The sequence below is a fragment of the Mammaliicoccus sp. D-M19 genome (assembly GCF_022386695.1).
GTDB lineage: Bacteria > Bacillota > Bacilli > Staphylococcales > Staphylococcaceae > Mammaliicoccus > Mammaliicoccus sciuri.
The window spans coordinates 643,761-665,263 of sequence record NZ_JAJNHW010000001.1 but is presented as its reverse complement, the minus strand read 5'-3'; the positions used below and the strand labels follow the sequence as shown (position 1 = coordinate 665,263).

Below are 21,503 nucleotides of genomic sequence, written 5' to 3'. Positions count from 1 at the left end.
TCAGTTTATAACTTAATAATTGGATTGAACATTACTTTGTTTTGACCTTGTAATTTGGCTTCATGTAACATATCATCCGCATCTTTAAATACGCGGCGTTTAGATTTGTTATCTTGTTCACTTAAATAGCCTACACCAATTGAAACAGATAGCTTAATTGTTTCTTTGTTAGGTAAATGGAAAGTAGATTGTTGAACGCTATCTCTAATACTTTCAGCTAATTTAATAGCACTATCTAATGTTTCACCAACAAGAATAATAGAAAATTCTTCTCCGCCGTTACGAAAAGCTTTAACATCTTTAGGTAAATAGTTGATTAACAATTGCGACATTTGTTTTAAGACCGCGTCTCCAGCCTTATGAGAATACGCATCGTTCACGTCTTTAAATCCATCAATATCAATCAATAATAATGCCATAGATTGGTCTTGTTCAGTTATTTGTTCAGTCGTCTTATTTAAATAACGATCGAATTCTTTAACATTTCCTAAACCTGTTAAGTAATCAACGGATTCTTCATTTTCATATCTTGAAATTAAATTTTTCAAGATCCAAATGTCTCTATAAACACTTGCACTAATAATACTTAGGATAAAGGAAACTGGCACAAGAAACAACCATTCGTTGAGCCATGAATCAGGATTTAAAAAGATAAGCGTTATCGCAATAATCATAATGCTGATTAAATACAATAATTGAATACTCACGAAATCACTTTGTTTAAGAAAAGGACCTATCATCCCAACAACAATTGCAATAATCAGTAAATGGATATCATCTAAAAATGGTGTACCCATTACAAAAATGTCAAATAGTACAATAACTACGGCACTTAAAACAGAATAAAATAAATTAGTAAATCTTCCTAAGAAGAGAATAGGTATAAAACTTAAAGAGAATGCATAGTCATGATACTGTATAGGATTAGATATTAATAATATTGAAACACCTGTCATTAAGATGGTGATATAATTTTGTGAAAAAGTCACAGTTCTCGTTTCGCTATATTGTATTCGATGGTATAGATAAAATGCTGCAATAGTTACAGATATATTGAATATAATTGCTTGAATCATTTAATTTAACACCATCCTTCATTTAGTAAGCCATATGATATTGTAATCTATTAGATTGCTTTTGTCACGGTATAACAGGTTATTTTGTTAAAAAAGTTTCTTTTTTCACATGTTTGCTTATAAAGCTAGTTTAAACACAAAAATCTTTGATTTCAAAAATGTGGTATACTATTGTTTTTATAGCATGTAGAATGAAATTTTGATATTCTAGAAGTAATGTTTTAATCAAATTCGGTGCAATTACAAAATGAAGGTGACTCAATGTTTACTTTACAACTAATATTACTAACCATGATTGTAAGTTTAATACTAACACCTTTAGTTATCGTTCTTTCTATTAAAATTGGTGCAGTTGATATGCCAAACGTTAGAAAAGTTCATACTAAACCCGTATCAGTATTAGGTGGCTCAGTCATTTTAATATCTTTTCTCATCGGTTTATGGTGGGGAAAACCAGTAGAACATGAAACAATTCCTATTATACTAGGTGCGATTGTCATCTATATTATAGGTTTAGTGGATGATTTATATGATATGAAACCACTTGTTAAATTAGCAGGTCAAATTGCTGTATCTTTAATCGTCGTTTTTAACCACGTCACATTAGATTTTATTACATTACCATTTGGTGTTGTAATAGAGTTTGGAATCTTTAGTATTCCAATGACAATCTTCTGGGTTGTTGCAGTAATGAATGCAATCAACTTAATAGATGGTTTAGATGGATTAGCTTCAGGCATATCATGTATCGCTTTAGTAACAATAGGATTTATCGCAATATTACAGCAGAATATCTTTATCATGATGATTTGTAGTGTGTTAATAGGATCATTATTAGGTTTCTTAGTATTTAACTCACATCCTGCTAAAATATTCTTAGGTGACAGTGGGGCATTACTATTAGGTTATATTATCGGTGTGTTATCGCTATTAGGCTTTAAGAACATTACGTTAATATCGCTATTCTTCCCAATGGTTATACTTGCAGTACCATTTATCGATATGTTGTTCGCAGTAATACGTAGACTACATAATCGTCAATCTATCGTTCAAGCAGATAAATCGCATTTACACCATAGATTATTAGATTTAGGTTATACACATAGGCAAACTGTTATATTAATATATATGATTGCTATATTATTCAGCATATCAAGTGTCATCCTTTATTTATCACCACCATACGGCGTATTAATGATGTTTATTATGATATTAATAACAATAGAATTAATCGTAGAATTTACAGGACTCGTGAATGCAAATTACAGACCAATATTAAATTTATTAACAAGAACAAAGTATAAAAAAGAACGCTAATGTCGATTAGCGTTCTTCTTCTTTATTATATGGAAATGGTAGTGCGATTATATCTTGTCTGTTTAATTCGTACTTACCTTGGTTGACTTCGTTTAGGAAATCAATAAATGGTTCTTCTTCTGAGGCTATCACATGTATGGTGTAGGTAACTTTGTCTGTATAAGCAGTATCTACAAGTTGATAATCAGTTTGTTGTAATTCGTGCTCGAAGCGTCCTGTTTGATCATAGTCTAATGTTACTTCGAATGGTATTGCGTCTAATAAAACAATTCTGCCTACTTCTTTAATAACTTGGCTGACTGCACTTCCGTATGCGCGTATTAATCCACCTGCACCTAATTTAATACCACCAAAGTATCTTGTAACGACAACAACAACATTATGGAGTTGTTGTTTTTTTAATACTTCTAACATAGGCACGCCTGCTGTTCCTGATGGTTCACCATCATCATTTGCTTTTTGGATAAGCATTGTAGGACCGATAACATAGCTAGAGCAATTATGTGTTGCATCATGATGTTCTTTTTTCTTTTGTTGTATGAATGCTTTCGCTTCTTCTTCAGTTTCTGCAGGATGAATGCTCGCGATAAATCTCGATTTATTAATGACAATTTCAGTTTCATGTGGTGATTTGATTGTAATTAGTCCTTCTGCCATGTTAATACTTCTCCCTTTACATCGTAATCTGTTACGATTATTATATACTATTGAAATTAGTCGGGAAAGGATTGTATGAATTGAAGAATAAATTATTGATGTTGTGCTTAGTGTTGTCTATCGTGTTAGCTGCTTGTGGATCAAAAGAAGAAAAGCAAACGACGGACAAAGTGGATGATAGTCAAGGTGTACTATTAGATGAAAAAGGAAATCCAAAAGATACGATTCAAGTAAATAAAGATACTGAAAAAGCAGTCAAAGAAGCTATTGAAAAAAATAGAAAGTCTTTAAATGATGGTGATGTAGAAGCTTACATTAAAACAATCGACACAGATTCAAAACAACTAGACGTTAAAGAAGAAGAAAAAGTGTTAAAAGATACACTTAAAAGTTATAAATTCGATAAAAAAATATCCAATATTAAGTTTTTAGAACAGAAAAAAGATCAAGTTGTTGTATTCTATAATGTAGAAACGACAGCTCACCCTAAGAATGGCAGTAAAGATGAGAAAAAGACTTTTAACGAAGTTGTGACGCTTGTTAAAAAGGACGGCACATATAAATTTTCTAAAATGGCACAGGCAGCAATTTAGTTCATAAACTTCTTTTCAAATAACCAAGAATTAGATATGATGAGTATGGAAGAGAATCAAGGAGGATAACTTTATGAAGATTGCTGTTATAACAGATTCAACAGCATATTTAGATCAAGCATATATAGATAAATATAACATTAGAACGATTGCCTTAAATGTTATATTTGATGATGAAGTTTATAAAGAATTGTCAGAGATAAGTACAGAAGATTTCTATAAAAGAATGAGAAATGAAAAACAATTACCGACGACATCTCAACCAGCTATGGGTCAATATGTAGAATTACTTGAGAGTTTGAAAGACGAAGGATATACAGATGTGATTGCAGTTCACTTATCAAGTGGTATAAGTGGTACATATCAAACAGCTGTGACGTTAAACGATATGGTAGAAGGTATAAACGTTCATGCATTTGATTCTGAAATCTCTTGTTCAGTACAAGGTTTCTATGCTTTAAAAGCAGCTCAACTTATTGAACAAGGTATGACAGTTATTGATAACATTCTAGAACAATTAGAGAATATGAAACAAAATACAAATGCATATTTTATAGTAGATGATTTAAATAACTTGAAAAAAGGCGGTCGCTTAAATAGTGCACAAGCATTAGTCGGCACGATGTTACAAGTGAAACCATTACTACACTTCGTTGATACGAAAATTGTCCCTTACGATAAAGTGAGAACAAAGAAAAGAGCAATGAAACGTATTGAAGAACAATTAGCTCAAGAAGTTGAAGGTTCTAAAAACTTATCTATTGTTATTATTGAAGGAAACGATAAAGAAACTGCACTTTCCTGGAAAGCGCAAGTTGAAGAACAATTCCCTGATGCACAAATTATTATGAGTTATTTTGGACCAGTAATCGGAACGCATTTAGGAGAAGGTTCATTAGGTTTAGGATTCACAACGACCGAATTAGATTTAAGTATATAATATAACTACAGCACAAAAAGCTTCGGCTTTTTGTGCTTTTTTTATGGAGGTTAGAATGAAATTATACGGACGAATATGCCGAGATTTAAATGAAGTAACGACTGAAAAAGTTAAAGACAGTAAACCTGGCGTGTCTTTTATTCAAGGTAAATATATTTGTAATCAGTGTGGTAACAAAGATCAATCATTGTTTTATCAGTATTTTTGCCACCATTGCGAGCAAGAAACAACCTATTGTAGATATTGTATTGCACTTGGTAAAGTTCAAAGTTGTAAAGACATTTATTTCATTGAGAGCTTGCATGAAGCATCAGAATGTCATTATCAGTTGGATTTTGAATTGAGTGAACAGCAACAACTTGCATCCTCTAAAATTAAAGACGCTATTTTAAAGCAAGAACATTTATTACTCCATGCTGTGACAGGAGCAGGGAAGACAGAAATGATATTTGAAGGTATATCAAAAGCTCGAAAATCGGGTATGAATGTTGCAGTTGTTTCACCAAGAGTAGATGTCGTGAAAGAAGTTAACTTAAGACTGATAAACGCATTTAAAGAGGAGCAAATTGATTTAATGTATGAAGGTCAGTTCGCGCAGTTTAATAGTTCATTTGTCGTATCGACAGTTCATCAACTTATGCGCTATGATGGACATTTTAATGTGGTCATTGTTGATGAAGTAGATGCATTTCCGTTAGAAATGGATAATCAACTGATGCATACCATTCGAAAAGCTTCTTCAGTGCAATCTAGTCATATTTATTTAACAGCGACGCCTAACAAGCAACTCCTTTCTAAATTTAATCATAATCAGATTATCAAACTCCCCGCAAGATATCATAAACACCCATTACCAGTTCCAGAATTTCAATTTAATATCATTAAAGAAAATAAACTCAATCAGAAGTTACTTACGTTTCTTAAATCCCAAATAGAACAAAATAGAAAAACATTTGTCTTCTTTCATAATATTCATTATATGGAACAAATATTTAAAGTGTTTCAATGTTACTTTTCAAAAATTGAATATGTATCTAGTCATGATGTGATGAGGCATGAAAAGGTGACGCGTTTAAGAAATGATGAAATAGACATTATGTTTACGACGACAATATTAGAAAGAGGCGTTACGTTAGAAAAATTAGATGTCGTCATCGTGCATACAGAGAAGTTTACAAGTAGTGCCATCATTCAAATTGCAGGACGTGTTGGTCGAAAATTATCTTGTCCGACTGGCAAGGTATTGTGTTATCACGAAGGTATCACACGAAATATGATACAAGCGAAACGTGAAATTATAGAAATGAATGATTTAGCACGCGAGAAAGGATGGTTAATTTGAATAAATGTTTAATTTGTCAAAATAATATAAATGAAGTAATCGATTTGTTAAATCTATTTTCAAAGCAATCTATAATATGTGAGCAATGTGCAAATCAATTAACATTTAATCATCAAACAAGACGATGCAAAAAATGCTTAAAAATAATGTCTGAAGAAGAGGATGCTTGTTTAGATTGCCAGTGGCTTTCGAATAAGTATCCATTGATTAATCAACTTTATACGCTTTATGACTATGATGGTCTTGTCAAAGTGCTTATACAACAATATAAGTTAAATGGAGATGTTGCGCTCAATCAAGTATTTCAATTACCACTTAAATTATTTAAGCGATATGATTACGTTATTCCGGCACCCATTCATCCTAATAAGTTAGAGCAGCGTACATTTGATCATGTAACAACAGTGTTGGATAATCATAAAATTAAATATATACAAGTTTTTGAAACTGAAGAAAGGAAAAAGCAATCTGAATTAACTAAAATTGAAAGGTCATCTCAGCATAATCCATTTAAAATAAATAAAGATATAGACTTTGAAAATAAGAGAATATTACTCGTAGATGATATTTATACAACAGGGTTAACAATGCATCGATTAGCGGAACTTTTATTTATTAGAAAAATCAGAAAAATAGATGCCTTAACATTTGCAAGAGCGGTAAATAATGATAAAATATAAGTAGGAAGAAACACAAGAGAAATTGAGCGTTAAAGGAGTCGGTGTTTTATGATCAGATTTGAAATTCATGGGGAAAACATCACAGTGACTGATCCGATAAGAAATTATATTGAGGACAAAGTAAGTAAACTAGAAAGATATTTTACTAATGTCCCAGAGGCGATAGCCCACGTTAAAATCAAAACTTATCAGGATTCTAGAAGTAAAATTGAAGTAACTATTCCGTTGAAAGATGTTACTTTGAGAGCTGAAGAAAGACATGAAGATTTATATGCTGGAATCGACTTAATAACTAACAAACTCGAAAGACAAGTACGTAAGTACAAAACTAAGGTTAATAGAAAGTATCGCGATAAAGGGCGAGATAAAGATGTCTTTGCAGTAAGTGCAGATTCAGCTGCTCCTGAAGAAGTTGAAGAGAATGATAGCGATAATGAAATTGAAATCATTCGTTCTAAGCAATTTGCATTGAAACCAATGGATTCTGAAGAAGCAGTATTACAAATGAACTTACTAGGACATGATTTTTACATCTTTACTGATGCAGAAACAGATGAAACAAGCATCGTTTATAAACGTAAAGATGGTAAATATGGATTAATTGAAACTTCAATACAATAAAAATCATTCACACGAACTGGTGCAGAATTTCTGCACCAGTTTCTTTGGCTATTGATAGCTTTTCATGTACAGAGGTGGTAATCTTAAATAGTGTAAAAAGAGATATAAACGTGTTATGATATATTGTTGTAAGATTACTAGTTTTCTAGTTGAAGGAGAGAACAAAATGGGTTTTTTATCAAAAATAGCTGATGGTAACAAACGAGTTGTTAAATCACTCGGAAAATTAGCAGACCAAGTCATCAATTTAGAAGATGAAATTGCTAAATTAACAGATGATCAATTAAGAGAGAAAACAGAACAATTCAAAAAAGAATTGTCAGAAATAGAAGATTATAAAAAGCAAGAAAAATATTTAGACAAAATTTTACCTGAAGCATATGCAATCGTAAGAGAAGCATCTACTAGGGTATTTAATATGACACCATTTAAAGTACAAATAATGGGTGGTATTGCCATTCATCGTGGTGATATTTCAGAAATGAAAACTGGTGAAGGTAAAACATTAACAGCAACAATGCCAGTTTATTTAAATGCGTTAACAGGTAGAGGAGTTCATGTTGTTACAGTCAATGAATATCTATCAAGTTCACAAAGTGAAGAAATGGCGCAATTATATAATTTCTTAGGTTTATCAGTTGGACTTAATTTGAATTCAATGGATACGGATCAAAAACGTGAAGCATATGCAGCGGACATCACGTATAGTACAAACAATGAACTTGGATTTGATTATTTAAGAGACAACATGGTTACGTATAAAAAAGACCGTGTTATGAGACCTCTTAATTTTGCCATCATTGATGAGGTTGACTCAATTTTAATTGACGAAGCGAGAACACCACTTATCATTTCTGGTGAAGCAGAAAAATCGACTACTTTATATACACAAGCCAACGTATTTGTAAAAATGCTTAAAGGTGAAGATGACTTTAGTTATGATGAAAAAACTAAAGCCATCACTTTAACAGAACAAGGTATTGATAAAGCTGAACGTATGTTCAAAATTGATAACCTGTTTGACGTGAAACATGTTAACTTAATGCATCATATTAATATTGCATTAAAAGCAAATAGAACAATGTTTAAAGATAAAGATTACGTTGTTGAAGATGGAGAAATTATGATTGTCGACCAATTTACAGGTCGTACAATGCCAGGTAGAAGATTCTCTGACGGCTTGCATCAAGCAATTGAAGCAAAAGAAGGACTCGAGATTCAAAATGAATCTAAAACAATGGCATCTATTACGTTCCAAAACTTCTTTAGAATGTATAACAAATTATCAGGTATGACTGGTACGGCTAAGACGGAAGAAGAAGAGTTCAGAAATATTTACAATATGACTGTTACGCAAATTCCAACAAATAGACCGATACAACGTAAAGATGAAGCGGACTTAATTTTTGCATCTCAAAAAGGTAAGTTTGATGCAGTTGTTAAAGATGTAATCGAGCTCTACAAGAAAGGTCAACCAGTATTATTAGGTACAGTTGCCGTTGAAACAAGTGAATATATTTCACAACTATTAAAGAAAAAAGGCGTTAGACATAACGTATTGAATGCGAAAAACCACGAACGTGAAGCAGAAATTATTTTAAATGCAGGTCAAAAAGGTGCAGTAACCATTGCAACAAACATGGCCGGTCGTGGTACGGATATCAAGCTTGGTGAAGGCGTTGTTGAACTTGGTGGTTTAGCTGTTATTGGTACAGAACGTCACGAATCAAGACGTATCGATGACCAATTAAGAGGACGTTCAGGTCGTCAAGGTGACGTTGGTCGAAGTAGATTCTACTTATCATTACAAGATGAGTTGATGGTTCGTTTCGGATCAGAACGTATGCAATCTTTAATGGGTAAATTAGGTATGAATGATGATACACCAATTGAATCTAAAATGGTTTCTAGAGCAGTAGAATCTGCTCAAAAACGTGTTGAAGGTAATAACTTCGATGCACGTAAACGTTTATTAGAATACGATGATGTACTTAGAAAACAACGTGAAATCATTTACGGTGAACGTAATGATATTATCGAAAAAGATGATGTACAAGACATTGTTAAAGACATGATTAAATCATCATTAGAGCGTGGCGTGAACTATCACTTCGCAACAAATGAAGAAGAAATTGATTTTGAAGCGCTTGTTCAATATATTGAAGATTCATATTTACCACAAGGTGCAATTAAAGTTGATGATATTCGTGGTAGAGATTATGAAGATATCGTAGAAATTGTATTAGAAAAAATTAAAACACAATACAATGCTCAACAAGAAGACTTTGGTGATCAAATGTCTGAATTTGAACGTATGATTGTGTTAAGAACAATAGACCGTAAATGGACTGATCACATTGATACAATGGATCAATTACGTACAGGTATCCACTTAAGATCTTATGGTCAAATCAATCCACTTAGAGAGTACCAAAATGAAGGTTTGGATTTATTTGAAACAATGTTGAATGAAATAGAAGATGAAGTAAGTAAATACATTCTTAAATCAACAATTGATCGTGGCGAACAAGTTGAACGTGAACAAGTTGAAATAGGTGAAGCTAAACATGTGAGTGCAAATGATGGTAAAGAAAAAGTTAAACCAAAACCAATCGTAAAAGATGAACAAGTTGGCCGAAATGATCCATGTCCATGTGGTAGTGGTAAGAAATATAAAAACTGTCATGGTCAAGCATAAAGGAGTAATTTTATGGAATTAACGGAAATTAGACAAACATTAAATAAAAATAATGAAAAATTAATGAATATCAGGGGGTCTCTTTGACTTAGAAAATAAAGAGACGAACATTCAAGAATACGAAGAAATGATGGTTGATCCGTCATTCTGGGACGATCAAAATAAAGCACAAGACATCATTAACAAAAACAATGCATTAAAGTCTGTAGTCGGTGATTTTCATACTTTAGATCAACAGATTGAAGATTTGCTTACAACTGTTGAATTGTTACAAGAAGAATATGATGAAGATATGCACGAAATGCTTGAGCAGGATTTAAAAGCGTTACAAACAGACATCGATCAATTTGAATTGAAACTGCTACTTAATGGTGAACATGATGAAAACAACGCTATATTAGAATTGCATCCAGGTGCAGGTGGTACAGAATCTCAAGATTGGGGTTCAATGCTACTTAGAATGTATCAACGTTTCGCAGAACAAAAAGGCTTCAAAGTAGAAACGTTAGATTATCAAGCTGGAGATGAAGCGGGCATTAAAAGTGTCACAATTCTTATCAAAGGTCATAATGCATATGGATATTTAAAAGCTGAAAAAGGTGTCCATAGATTAGTGCGTATTTCGCCATTCGATTCATCAGGAAGACGTCATACATCATTTGTATCTTGTGATGTAACACCTGAATTTAATAATGAAAAAATAGAAATAGAAGTTAATTCTGAAGACATTACAGTCGATACTTATAGAGCATCTGGTGCAGGTGGACAGCACGTCAACACGACTGATTCAGCTGTTCGAATTACACACCAACCAACTGGTATCGTCGTAACATGTCAAAACGAAAGATCACAAATTAAAAATAGAGAACAAGCTATGAAAATGTTAAAAGCTAAACTCTACCAAAAAGAACTTGAAGAACAAGCAGCAGCTTTAGATGAAATTAGAGGCGAACAAAAAGAAATTGGATGGGGTAGTCAAATACGTTCATACGTATTTCATCCATATGCTATGGTTAAAGATCATAGAACTAATGAAGAAACAGGTAATACGAATGCAGTTATGGATGGTGACTTAGATCCATTTATCGATGCATATTTAAGAAGTCAAATTAACGAAAAATAATTTAAAGTAAGAGGCTAGGATGATTTTTAATATCCTAGTTTCTTTTATGATAATTTAAATTGTGAATTATTGAACAAAATGATGTCAGAGGATGGTTTACATGGTAAAATATAGTTGATAATAAAATGAATGGAGTGTTATACATGAAAATCAAAATGGGCATGATTTCTGTAATAGCATTATCATCGTTAGTATTTGTAGGATGTGGACAATCAAGCGATGATAGCAGCAAAGAAGAATACAGTTCACAAGGGGAAAAAATCTTTAAAAACAATTCTTGCGTAGGATGTCATGGTAAAGATTTAGATGGTGCATCTGGACCATCACTTAAAAAAGTCGGTGCCAAAATGTCTGAGTCTGATATTGAAAAAATTATCAACGAAGGTAAAGGCAATATGCCAAGCAAAGTTGTAGATGAAAAAGATGCAAAAGAAGTTGCTAAATGGTTAGCTAAACAAAAATAATCATTTATATTCATTTTGCATACAAATTGGAAATTTCACTTTGTTAAAACATAAGTATTTTAATTGAATATTGATAAATCAAAAAGACGATGTTAATTGTGTATAAATAATTAACATTGTCTTTTTAAATGTCTACATGACAGTCTTTAGTAACATTTTTATCTATAAAATTATAGAATGTTAACGTTTATATTACAGATTTGTAACAATACAATATTGAGAAAGATATTGTGCTATATTATTTCCAGTATTAATTGAGGAACATCATATAAATTAAAAATATAAACGTAAATACATACACTTCGGGAGGATATTTCATCATGAAGAAGACTTTCATTACATTAGCATCTGTAACTGCTTTAACAACTTTAGCAAATTCATCTGCCTATGCAGCTGATATTAAAGTAAAAGAAGGACAATCATTAGAGAATATTGCAGAAGAATATGGAACATCAGTATCTGAAATTAAATCTTTAAATAACATCGACGTAAATGTTAAGGTTGGACAAACATTAAAGGTATTAGAAGATAACATCTATACAATTCAAGATGGTGATACACTTAACAAAATAGCTGAAAAATTTGATGTTAATGTATCAGACTTAAAAGAATGGAACAATTTATCTTCAGATCTAATTTTAGTAGGTGATGAATTAAAAGTTGCAGCAGAAACTTCAGAACCAACTGCTGAACCTACTAGTTTGACAGTTAGTGCACCTGAATCTCCTGCTCAAGAAGATTCATTATTAAGATACGTATTTGAACAAACATCATATGGTAATGTTTACAATAGTGAAGACTCAGTTGCTTATGTTGCACCGACATTTAATCACAGTCAATCAACACAATATACAGAACCTGTTTCATACAGCCGACCAAATTCTGGTGGCGGAAGTAATTTATACACTTCTGGGCAATGTACGTACTATGCATTTAGTAAACGTCCAGATTTAGGTAATACTTGGGGTAATGCTAACAACTGGGCTAATGCAGCAGCTCAAGCTGGTTACACAGTAAACAACAGCCCATCAGCTGGTTCAATTTTACAATCAACTGCTGGTGGATATGGACATGTAGCTTATGTAGATAAAGTGAATTCAGATGGTTCAATTCAAGTTTCTGAAATGAACTACCAAGGTGTAGGCGTTGTATCTTCACGTACAATTTCAGCATCAGCAGCTGGTTCATATAATTATATTCATTAGTTTTTATAGAAATTTAATAAATAAGCAAGTAGTTAATTCCATTTAAGAATTTTAACTATTTGCTTTTTTTTATCATTATAGTTGATATAATAAACGTAAATGTTAGTGTAGAGGTTTGAAAACATGAAAAAAAGGTTAAAAATCATATTAGTTATACTTTTGTTATTGATTATTAGTGTCAGTGTTTATAAAGTATTAGATATCAATAAGTTTCAAACGGACGAACAGTTTAAAGAGCAACAAGGGAAGCAATCGTTTCAAAATAGTCATCCAGCTACAGGCATGAATGTAAATAATGAAACTGTAAATGTTTTTTCAACTGAAAAATCAAAACAATTAAAAGAGGTAACATCTAAAAATGATATTACAGTTATTAATTTATTTGCCTCTTGGTGTGACCCTTGTAAACGAGAAATGCCTGAACTTGTAAAATATGCAAAACATGAAGATAAAGGTGTCGAATTAGTTGGTTTAAATGTTAAAGATAAACGAAAACCAGCTAAACAATTAATGGACGATGTAAATGTGAATTATGATGTTTACGTTGCGCAAGATGATTTTCTTGAAAAGTTCAAATCGTATAATATACCTACAACTTTATTTGTAGATAAAAATGGCGAAATCAAAAAAGTGTATTTAGGTGAATTATCTGAAAAGACACTAAACAACTTAGTTACACAAGTTAAGGAGGAAATTTAATGGGGGTACATCAATATTTTAAAAGTTTGTCTGATTTAGAGAAATTAGTAAGATGTCCAGGTAAATTTAAATATCAAGACCATAATGTTGCAGCTCATTCCTTTAAAGTAACGAAAATAGCGCAATATTTAGCAACAGTAGAAGAACAAAATGGTCAAGAAATAGACTGGAAACTTGTTTATGAAAAAGCTTTGAACCATGATTATCCTGAAATATTTACAGGTGACATTAAGACACCTGTAAAATATGCGTCTTATGAAATTAAAAAATTATTCTCTCAAGTTGAAGAAGAGATGATCGATAAATTTATAACAGAAGAATTTCCTGAGCAATATCAAGATATATATAGACATAGACTACAAGAGGGTAAAGATGATAGTATAGAAGGGCAAATATTAAGTGTTGCTGATAAAATTGATTTATTGTATGAATCTTTTGGTGAAATTCAGAAGAGAAATCCAGAACCTTTATTCTTCGAAATTTATGAAAGTTCATTGGAAACCATCATGCAATTTGATCATTTAGCATCTGTACAAGATTTTATTCAACATATTATACCTGATATGTTACAAGAAAAATTTATACCACGTTCAGAGTTAAGAGAGATAACAATGACGATACTTGAGAAACGTGAAACAAAAAGGAGTTAGTGAATTGAATGATTTGGCCGATTCTAGCTTTGTTTCTTCCTTGTTTAATGGTTATTATTTTCACGCAAATTGCTCAAAATAAATGGATTGGTTTACTTGTATCCAGTATTATAATTGGTGTTTCGGTTTATAAAGGCTTTTTTAATAATGAGCTCATTATGTTGTTAGATGTATTGAGTTTAGTAGCTGGCTTTTATATAGTAGATACACTTAAAATAGATAAAATTGAATCAAGATAGATAAGAGGAATAATCATTTAGATTTTTCCTCTTATTTGTATGTAATTTTAAAATTAACGAACAAATGTTTGGTCATTTTTACAAATTTTTGATAAAATAAATATATATATTACAGAAAATGAGGAGGTTCCTATGCAACATTTTCCTTTTAAAATACATTCTGACTACTCTCCGCAAGGTGATCAGCCAGAAGCGATTAAATCTCTTGTAAAAGGCATTAATGATGGCAAGAGACATCAAACTTTACTAGGTGCGACAGGTACAGGTAAAACGTTTACGATGAGTAATGTCATTAAAGAAGTCGGTAAACCAACATTGATCATTGCACATAATAAAACGTTGGCTGGACAGCTATATAGTGAGTTTAAAGAATTCTTTCCTGAGAATAGAGTAGAATATTTCGTAAGTTATTATGATTATTATCAACCTGAAGCATATGTACCTCAAACGGATACTTTTATTGAAAAGGATGCCTCTATAAATGATGAAATTGATAAACTTCGACATTCAGCTACTAGTGCATTGTTTGAACGAGATGATGTTATCGTTATTGCGAGTGTCAGCTGTATTTATGGTTTAGGTAATCCAGAAGAATATAAAGACTTAGTTGTAAGTACACGTGTTGGTATGGAAATGGAACGTAATGAACTGTTAAGAAAGCTTGTTGATAACCAATATTCACGTAATGATATAGATTTTAGACGTGGGACATTTAGAGTTAGAGGAGATGTTGTAGAAATATTTCCAGCATCACGTGATGAACTATGTGTCAGAGTGGAGTTCTTTGGAGATGAAATCGATAGAATTCGAGAAGTGAATTACTTAACAGGTGAAGTTATTGCTGAAAGAGAACATTTTCTATTTTATCCCGCATCTCACTTCGTAACACGTGAAGAAAAAATGAAAGTTGCGATTGAGCGTATTGAGAAAGAACTTGAAGAACGATTGGCAGAACTTCGAAAAGAAAATAAACTTTTAGAAGCTCAACGACTTGAACAAAGAACGAATTATGATTTAGAAATGATGAGAGAAATGGGTTTTTGTTCAGGCATTGAGAACTATTCTGTACATTTAACGTTACGACCAAAAGGTTCTACACCATATACTTTATTAGATTACTTTGGTGATGATTGGTTAGTGATGATTGATGAATCTCATGTAACACTTCCTCAAATTAGAGGCATGTATAATGGTGACCAAGCGAGAAAAAATGTTTTAGTAGAACATGGCTTTAGACTACCAAGTGCTTTAGATAATAGACCGCTTAAATTTGAAGAATTTGAAGAAAAAACGAAACAGTTGGTTTATGTTTCAGCAACACCAGGACCATATGAAATTGAACATACTGATGAAATGGTCGAACAAATTATTCGTCCAACTGGTTTGTTAGATCCGATTGTTGAAGTCAGACCAAGTGAAAATCAAATAGATGATTTAATGGCTGAAATTAATGAAAGAATAGAAAGAAATGAACGTGTATTAATTACAACATTAACTAAAAAAATGAGTGAAGATTTAACGACTTATTTAAAAGAAGCCGGCATTAAAGTGAATTATTTACACTCAGAAATAAAAACATTAGAAAGAATAGAAATCATTAGAGACTTAAGAATGGGTGTTTATGATGTATTAGTTGGGATTAACTTACTAAGAGAAGGTTTAGATATCCCAGAAGTTTCGCTTGTGACGATTTTAGATGCAGATAAAGAAGGTTTCTTGAGATCAGAGCGTTCGTTGATTCAAACGATTGGTCGAGCTGCACGTAATGATAAAGGTAAAGTTATTATGTATGCTGATAAAATTACAGATTCTATGAGAACAGCATTAGATGAAACAAGTAGAAGGCGTGCTACTCAAGAAGCGTACAATGAAGAACACAATATAACACCACAAACAATTAATAAGAAAATACGTGATGTCATATCAGCAACAGTAGAAACGGATGAAGTAACCGAAAAAGATACTAAAAAAGCGCCTAAGAAACTTACGAAAAAAGAAAGAGAAAAGACAATTGAGCGCATAGAAAAAGAAATGAAAGATGCTGCGAAAGATTTAGATTTCGAGCGTGCATCTGAACTAAGAGATATATTATTTGAACTAAAAGCAGAAAGGTGACTGAGATGAAAAACAAATCCATCATCGTAAAAGGTGCAAGAGCACATAATTTAAAAGATATAGATATAGAAATACCTAAAGATCAACTTGTTGTTATGACTGGATTATCTGGTTCAGGAAAGTCGTCTTTAGCATTTGATACGATATATGCAGAAGGTCAAAGAAGATATGTAGAGTCATTAAGTGCATATGCGAGACAATTTTTAGGACAGATGGACAAACCAGATGTAGATTTAATTGATGGTCTTTCTCCAGCTATATCAATCGATCAAAAGACAACAAGTAAAAACCCAAGATCAACTGTTGCTACCGTAACTGAAATATATGATTATTTAAGATTATTATATGCGAGAGTTGGAAGACCAATATGTCCAAACCATGGTATTGAAATTAAATCACAAACGGTTCAACAAATGGTCGATCAAGTCATGGAGTTAGAAGAAAGAACAAAAATACAAATTCTTTCACCAATCGTTTCAGGACGTAAAGGTACACATAAGAAATTAATCGAAGACATTGCTAAAAAAGGCTATGCAAGGTTAAAAGTAGATGGCGATATTTTAGATGTAGATGATGTTCCAGATTTAAACAAAAATCAAAATCATTCTATTGATGTCGTGATTGATAGACTTGTCATTAAACCAGGTATTGAAGCGAGGTTAGCTGATTCATTACAAACAGCGCTAGAATTAGCTGATGGTAATGCAGTTGCTGATATTATTGATGGTGATGAAATTAAATTTTCTGAACACCATGCTTGTCCTATTTGTGGTTTCTCAGTAGATCAATTAGAACCTAGAATGTTCTCATTTAACAATCCATTTGGTGCTTGTCCATCTTGTGATGGATTAGGAAGTAAACTAACTGTAGATATTGATTTGGTTGTGCCAGATAAGACTTTAAGTTTAAATGAAGGTGCAATTTTACCATGGCAGCCAATCAGTTCTAATTATTATCCAACTTTATTAAAACAAGCTTGTGAACATTTTAATATTCACATGGATAAACCATTTAATAAATTAACGAAAAAAGAAAAGAACATCGTCTTAAGAGGTCATGATGATGAAATAGAATTTAAATTCAATCAAGATTATGGCGTTAAAACAGAAAGAAAGAGAACGATGGCTTTTGAAGGTGTACTGAATAATATTGAACGTCGTTACCATGATTCACCATCTGAATACGTTAGAGAAGTGATGCAAAAATACATGGTAGAAAAAACTTGTGAAACATGTGATGGTTATCGTTTAAATGAAAAAGTACTTTCTGTCAAAGTAGATGGCCAACATATCGGTGAAGTAGTCAGGTATTCAATTTATAATGCAATCAAACATTTTGATAATCTAGATTTAGATGAAACAGAACGTAAAATTGCGAAGCTCATCTTAAAAGAAATACATGAAAGATTATCTTTCTTAAATAATGTAGGTTTAGAATATTTAACACTCAATCGAGCATCAGGTACATTATCTGGTGGGGAAGCACAACGTATCAGACTGGCAACTCAAATTGGTTCTAGGTTATCAGGTGTGTTATATGTGCTAGATGAGCCTTCTATCGGTTTACATCAAAGAGACAATGATCGATTAATTGATACATTGAAATCTATGAGAGATATGGGTAATACATTAATTGTCGTTGAACATGATGAAGACACGATGAAAGCGGCGGATTATTTAATTGATATAGGTCCAAAAGCAGGTGTACATGGTGGTGAAGTAGTTGCGAGTGGTACACCTGAAGAAGTTATGGCAAATGAACAATCTTTAACAGGTAAATACTTAAGCGGTAAAGAGAAAGTCTTTGTACCGTCTAAACGAAGAAAAATCACGAAACGTAAAATATCTGTTAAAGGTGCGACAAGTAATAACTTGAAAAATGTCGATGTAGACTTCCCATTATCAGTTATGACATGTGTAACAGGTGTTTCAGGTTCTGGTAAAAGTTCATTAGTAAATGAAGTATTGTACAAAGGTTTGCAAAAACAATTGTATAACACGAAAACAAAACCAGGTGAACATAAATCTATAAAAGGTGTAAATGAAATTGAAAAAATTATAGATATTGACCAATCACCAATTGGTAGAACGCCACGTTCAAACCCCGCAACTTATACAGGCGTATTTGATGATATTAGAGATGTATTTAGCCAAACGAATGAGGCAAAAGTGAGAGGCTATCAAAAAGGAAGATTCAGTTTTAATGTTAAAGGTGGCCGTTGTGAAGCTTGTAAAGGTGACGGAATCATTAAAATTGAAATGCATTTCTTACCAGATGTATACGTACCATGTGAAGTTTGTGATGGAAAACGTTATAATAGAGAAACATTAGAAGTAACTTATAAAGGAAAAAGTATTTCTGATGTATTAGAAATGACAGTAGAAGATGCTTATCACTTTTTCGAAAGTTTACCTAAGATAAATAGAAAATTAAAAACAATAGTAGATGTTGGTTTAGGATATGTTAAACTAGGTCAGCCTGCAACAACTTTATCAGGCGGTGAAGCACAACGTGTGAAACTTGCTTCAGAACTTCATAGACGATCTAATGGTAAGTCTTTATATATACTTGATGAACCAACAACAGGTTTACATGTAGATGATATTAAACGTTTATTAAGTGTGTTAAATAGACTCGTTGAAAATGGCGACTCTGTTATCATTATTGAACATAATTTAGATGTCATTAAAACAGCAGACTATATTATAGATTTAGGTCCAGAAGGTGGAGATGGTGGCGGTGAAATAATTGCTACTGGAACACCAGAAGACATTGTTGAAGTAGAAGCATCTTATACTGGTAAATATTTAAAACCAATTTTAGAACGAGATCGATCATAAACCAGGAGGGGTTATTTATGAACGAAGTACAATTAAAAATTTTAGACCTTATTGAAGGTGGGAAAATTACTGTTGATGAAGCGGTGAAGTTACTTGATGCAACATCGAATAATCAAAAATCATCATCACCTTTTGATAAGAAATCTAAAGAAAATGTAGAAAATTTATTTGAAGACTTATTAGATAAATTTAAGACAACTGCCAAATCAGGTAAAACTGAATTTGAAAAGCAGTTTAAGGATAATGAAGGATCAGGTCAAGATCCTATTCAACAATTAGATGAATCATTAAGAAATATCATTAGAAATTTCAACAAAAATAACGACCAAAACAAAGATATTTAATTTTTAACCCTAGAAACGATAAAAAGTTTCTAGGGTTTTTATATTTGCTGAAACTGTTGTAATATTGATAATGATTGCAGTTAAGGTTAAAGTTCATTAGAATTAACATATATTAACCTAGAGGTGAACCCTATGATATCAAGTAGTAAATTAATAGAGCAATTTAATTTGGAAGTTATTGCCGGGAAAAATGGCTTACATCGTAAAGTAACAGAAACAGATATATCACGTCCTGGTCTAGAAATGGCTGGGTATTTTTCACATTATTCATCAGATAGAATTCAAGTATTAGGCACAACTGAGTTGTCATTTTATAATTTGTTGCCTGATGAAGAGAAAAAAGGTAGAATGGCTAAATTGTGTAGACCCGAAACACCAGCTATCATTATCACACGAGGCCTAGATGCACCAGAAGAACTCATTCAAAGTTGTAATGAAAACAACACACCACTTTTAAAAAGTGAGTCTTCAACGACTAAATTGATGGGGCAAGTAACCGGATATTTAGAACGTGAACTAGCACCTGAAACATCATTACATGGCGTACTCGTAGATGTTTACGGTGTAGGTGTATTAATTACTGGTGATAGTGGTGTCGGTAAAAGTGAAACTGCATTAGAACTTGTTAAACGAGGTCACAGACTTGTTGCTGATGATAATGTTGAAATTAAAGAAATCAATAAAAATGAATTAATTGGTAAAGCACCTAAGATCATCGAACATTTACTTGAAATACGAGGTCTTGGTATTATTAATGTTATGACTTTATTTGGTGCGGGATCTATCTTGATGGAGAAAAGAATCAAGTTAAACATCAATTTAGAAACATGGAACAAAGAAAAAATATATGACAGAGTTGGATTGAATGAAGAAACTTTAAAAATATTAGATTCAAAAATAACTAAAAAGACAATTCCTGTTAGACCTGGTAGAAACTTAGCAGTCATCATTGAAGTTGCTGCAATGAACTACCGTTTAAATAATATGGGTATTAATACTGCTGAAGAGTTTAATAATCGTCTTAATGCAGAAATTTTGAAAAATGCACGTAAGGAGAATGAATAATGGAAGTGTTAGGCATTGATCCCGTAGCCATACAATTAGGGCCGCTAGCAATAAGATGGTATGGTATTATCATAGCTTCAGGTATATTAATTGGATATCTTATCGCACAAAGAACTGCTAAAAAAGTTGGAATAAAAGAAGAATCACTTATAGATTTAATTATATGGTGTGTCGTAATGGCAATTATCTGTGCACGTATTTATTACGTAGCGTTTGAATGGGATTATTACAGTCAACATTTAGCAGAGATACCACTTATTATGAATGGTGGTATAGCTATTCATGGTGGATTGATTGGTGCCTTTTTAACAGGTTTCATCATATGTCGTAAAAAGAATTTATCATTCTTCCAAATGGTTGATATTGTTGCGCCAAGTATTATTTTAGCACAAGCGATTGGTAGATGGGGTAACTTTATGAATCAAGAAGCTCACGGTGGACCTGTTTCACGTAGTTTCCTTGAAAATTTACATATACCTGAATTTATCATTAGCCATATGCAAATAGATGGTATTTATTACCAACCAACATTCTTATATGAATCTATTTGGAATATAATCGGCTTTGTCATTTTATTACTCATTAGACCTCAATTGAAAATTGGGGAGACATTCTTTGCTTATTTAATTTATTATTCAATTGGTAGATTCTATATAGAAGGTTTAAGAACGGATAGCTTGATGCTTACTGAACATTTAAGAATTGCTCAAGTTATCTCTATTGTAATTATTGTTGTTTCTATTGCTTGTATTATATATAGAAGAGTACGTTATAATCCGAAAAAATTCAGAGATGTTAAAGGTTATTATCATAACTAATGTGAAAGAAGTGTTTA

General features: G+C 32.1%; 20 protein-coding genes. 18 read left to right on the top strand and 2 right to left on the bottom strand.

Going from position 1 to position 21,503, the window contains the following annotated elements:
- Positions 1-5: 5 nt before the first annotated feature.
- On the bottom strand, positions 6-1,076 hold the full coding sequence (gene gdpS / locus LQ675_RS03435; protein ID WP_048539925.1) for a GGDEF domain-containing protein GdpS: 1,071 nt from the start codon (positions 1,074-1,076) through the stop codon (positions 6-8).
- Positions 1,077-1,337: 261 nt separating this feature from the next.
- On the opposite strand from gdpS, the gene LQ675_RS03430 reads away from it, so the two are divergent.
- A complete protein-coding gene (locus LQ675_RS03430; protein ID WP_025905431.1) occupies positions 1,338-2,393 on the top strand; it encodes a glycosyltransferase family 4 protein in 1,056 nt (351 codons plus the stop codon).
- A 6-nt stretch (positions 2,394-2,399) separates the two neighbouring features.
- On the opposite strand, the gene LQ675_RS03425 is transcribed toward LQ675_RS03430, so the two are convergent.
- Entirely contained in the window at positions 2,400-3,050 is a 651-nt protein-coding gene (locus LQ675_RS03425) for a YigZ family protein (protein WP_048539924.1), read from the bottom strand.
- A gap of 80 nt (positions 3,051-3,130) precedes the next feature.
- Here LQ675_RS03425 and LQ675_RS03420 point away from each other — a divergent pair, with 80 nt between their 5' ends.
- From LQ675_RS03420 to lgt, 17 genes are all read left to right on the top strand, one after another.
- Entirely contained in the window at positions 3,131-3,643 is a 513-nt protein-coding gene (locus tag LQ675_RS03420) for a hypothetical protein (RefSeq protein ID WP_048539923.1), read from the top strand.
- Between the two features lie 73 nt (positions 3,644-3,716).
- Complete coding sequence (gene fakB1 / locus LQ675_RS03415; protein WP_048539922.1) at positions 3,717-4,583, top strand: fatty acid kinase binding subunit FakB1; 867 nt, start codon at positions 3,717-3,719, stop codon at positions 4,581-4,583.
- A 55-nt stretch (positions 4,584-4,638) separates the two neighbouring features.
- Positions 4,639-5,925, top strand: coding sequence for a DEAD/DEAH box helicase family protein (locus LQ675_RS03410; protein ID WP_075577740.1), 1,287 nt, complete (start codon positions 4,639-4,641; stop codon positions 5,923-5,925).
- 146 nt (positions 5,926-6,071) lie between these two features.
- Positions 6,072-6,605, top strand: coding sequence for a ComF family protein (locus LQ675_RS03405; RefSeq protein ID WP_172965075.1), 534 nt, complete (start codon positions 6,072-6,074; stop codon positions 6,603-6,605).
- 48 nt (positions 6,606-6,653) lie between these two features.
- Complete coding sequence (gene hpf, locus LQ675_RS03400; RefSeq protein WP_025904523.1) at positions 6,654-7,226, top strand: ribosome hibernation-promoting factor, HPF/YfiA family; 573 nt, start codon at positions 6,654-6,656, stop codon at positions 7,224-7,226.
- A 166-nt stretch (positions 7,227-7,392) separates the two neighbouring features.
- Positions 7,393-9,924: a preprotein translocase subunit SecA gene (gene secA, locus LQ675_RS03395; RefSeq protein ID WP_048539920.1), complete on the top strand. Its 2,532-nt coding sequence runs from the start codon at positions 7,393-7,395 to the stop codon at positions 9,922-9,924.
- A 12-nt stretch (positions 9,925-9,936) separates the two neighbouring features.
- Positions 9,937-11,047 (top strand): peptide chain release factor 2 gene (gene prfB, locus LQ675_RS03390; protein WP_103354192.1). Its coding sequence is split into 2 segments (ribosomal slippage): positions 9,937-10,008 and positions 10,010-11,047, totalling 1,110 coding nucleotides; the frame shifts between segments, so codons are not numbered across the junction.
- A 143-nt stretch (positions 11,048-11,190) separates the two neighbouring features.
- A complete protein-coding gene (locus LQ675_RS03385; RefSeq protein ID WP_048539918.1) occupies positions 11,191-11,511 on the top strand; it encodes a c-type cytochrome in 321 nt (106 codons plus the stop codon).
- 320 nt (positions 11,512-11,831) lie between these two features.
- Positions 11,832-12,716: a LysM peptidoglycan-binding domain-containing protein gene (locus LQ675_RS03380; RefSeq protein ID WP_048539917.1), complete on the top strand. Its 885-nt coding sequence runs from the start codon at positions 11,832-11,834 to the stop codon at positions 12,714-12,716.
- Positions 12,717-12,839: 123 nt separating this feature from the next.
- Positions 12,840-13,415: a TlpA family protein disulfide reductase gene (locus LQ675_RS03375; protein ID WP_048539916.1), complete on the top strand. Its 576-nt coding sequence runs from the start codon at positions 12,840-12,842 to the stop codon at positions 13,413-13,415.
- Positions 13,415-14,065 (top strand): HD domain-containing protein, encoded by a 651-nt coding sequence (locus tag LQ675_RS03370; protein WP_025904529.1) that lies wholly within the window; start codon positions 13,415-13,417, stop codon positions 14,063-14,065. The genes LQ675_RS03375 and LQ675_RS03370 overlap by 1 nt, the downstream gene beginning before the upstream one ends.
- An 8-nt stretch (positions 14,066-14,073) precedes the next feature.
- Positions 14,074-14,304 (top strand): DUF2198 family protein, encoded by a 231-nt coding sequence (locus tag LQ675_RS03365; RefSeq protein WP_025904530.1) that lies wholly within the window; start codon positions 14,074-14,076, stop codon positions 14,302-14,304.
- Between the two features lie 132 nt (positions 14,305-14,436).
- Positions 14,437-16,419, top strand: a complete 1,983-nt coding sequence (gene uvrB, locus LQ675_RS03360) for an excinuclease ABC subunit UvrB (protein ID WP_048539915.1) — start codon at positions 14,437-14,439, stop codon at positions 16,417-16,419.
- A gap of 5 nt (positions 16,420-16,424) precedes the next feature.
- A complete protein-coding gene (uvrA, locus tag LQ675_RS03355) occupies positions 16,425-19,259 on the top strand; it encodes an excinuclease ABC subunit UvrA (protein ID WP_075577742.1) in 2,835 nt (944 codons plus the stop codon).
- A gap of 17 nt (positions 19,260-19,276) precedes the next feature.
- The gene (locus LQ675_RS03350; RefSeq protein ID WP_048539913.1) at positions 19,277-19,603 is read left to right on the top strand and encodes an SHOCT-like domain-containing protein; all 327 of its coding nucleotides are present in this window, start codon (positions 19,277-19,279) and stop codon (positions 19,601-19,603) included.
- A gap of 132 nt (positions 19,604-19,735) precedes the next feature.
- Complete coding sequence (hprK, locus tag LQ675_RS03345; protein WP_048539912.1) at positions 19,736-20,668, top strand: HPr(Ser) kinase/phosphatase; 933 nt, start codon at positions 19,736-19,738, stop codon at positions 20,666-20,668.
- Positions 20,668-21,486 carry a prolipoprotein diacylglyceryl transferase gene (gene lgt, locus LQ675_RS03340; RefSeq protein WP_048539911.1) on the top strand — a complete coding sequence of 273 codons (819 nt, stop codon included), beginning with the start codon at positions 20,668-20,670 and terminating at the stop codon, positions 21,484-21,486. Before hprK ends, lgt begins: the two co-directional genes overlap by 1 nt.
- Positions 21,487-21,503 lie beyond the last annotated feature (17 nt).

Excerpts from the sequence above, each read along its gene's own strand:
- gdpS (WP_048539925.1), bottom strand. The coding sequence starts at position 1,076 with ATGATTCAAGCAATTATATTCAATATATCTGTAACTATTGCAGCATTT.
- LQ675_RS03430 (WP_025905431.1), top strand. The coding sequence starts at position 1,338 with ATGTTTACTTTACAACTAATATTACTAACCATGATTGTAAGTTTAATA.
- LQ675_RS03425 (WP_048539924.1), bottom strand. The coding sequence starts at position 3,050 with ATGGCAGAAGGACTAATTACAATCAAATCACCACATGAAACTGAAATT.
- fakB1 (WP_048539922.1), top strand. The coding sequence starts at position 3,717 with ATGAAGATTGCTGTTATAACAGATTCAACAGCATATTTAGATCAAGCA.
- LQ675_RS03410 (WP_075577740.1), top strand. The coding sequence starts at position 4,639 with ATGAAATTATACGGACGAATATGCCGAGATTTAAATGAAGTAACGACT.
- LQ675_RS03405 (WP_172965075.1), top strand. The coding sequence starts at position 6,072 with ATGTCTGAAGAAGAGGATGCTTGTTTAGATTGCCAGTGGCTTTCGAAT.
- hpf (WP_025904523.1), top strand. The coding sequence starts at position 6,654 with ATGATCAGATTTGAAATTCATGGGGAAAACATCACAGTGACTGATCCG.
- secA (WP_048539920.1), top strand. The coding sequence starts at position 7,393 with ATGGGTTTTTTATCAAAAATAGCTGATGGTAACAAACGAGTTGTTAAA.
- LQ675_RS03385 (WP_048539918.1), top strand. The coding sequence starts at position 11,191 with ATGAAAATCAAAATGGGCATGATTTCTGTAATAGCATTATCATCGTTA.
- LQ675_RS03380 (WP_048539917.1), top strand. The coding sequence starts at position 11,832 with ATGAAGAAGACTTTCATTACATTAGCATCTGTAACTGCTTTAACAACT.
- LQ675_RS03375 (WP_048539916.1), top strand. The coding sequence starts at position 12,840 with ATGAAAAAAAGGTTAAAAATCATATTAGTTATACTTTTGTTATTGATT.
- LQ675_RS03370 (WP_025904529.1), top strand. The coding sequence starts at position 13,415 with ATGGGGGTACATCAATATTTTAAAAGTTTGTCTGATTTAGAGAAATTA.
- LQ675_RS03365 (WP_025904530.1), top strand. The coding sequence starts at position 14,074 with ATGATTTGGCCGATTCTAGCTTTGTTTCTTCCTTGTTTAATGGTTATT.
- uvrB (WP_048539915.1), top strand. The coding sequence starts at position 14,437 with ATGCAACATTTTCCTTTTAAAATACATTCTGACTACTCTCCGCAAGGT.
- uvrA (WP_075577742.1), top strand. The coding sequence starts at position 16,425 with ATGAAAAACAAATCCATCATCGTAAAAGGTGCAAGAGCACATAATTTA.
- LQ675_RS03350 (WP_048539913.1), top strand. The coding sequence starts at position 19,277 with ATGAACGAAGTACAATTAAAAATTTTAGACCTTATTGAAGGTGGGAAA.
- hprK (WP_048539912.1), top strand. The coding sequence starts at position 19,736 with ATGATATCAAGTAGTAAATTAATAGAGCAATTTAATTTGGAAGTTATT.
- lgt (WP_048539911.1), top strand. The coding sequence starts at position 20,668 with ATGGAAGTGTTAGGCATTGATCCCGTAGCCATACAATTAGGGCCGCTA.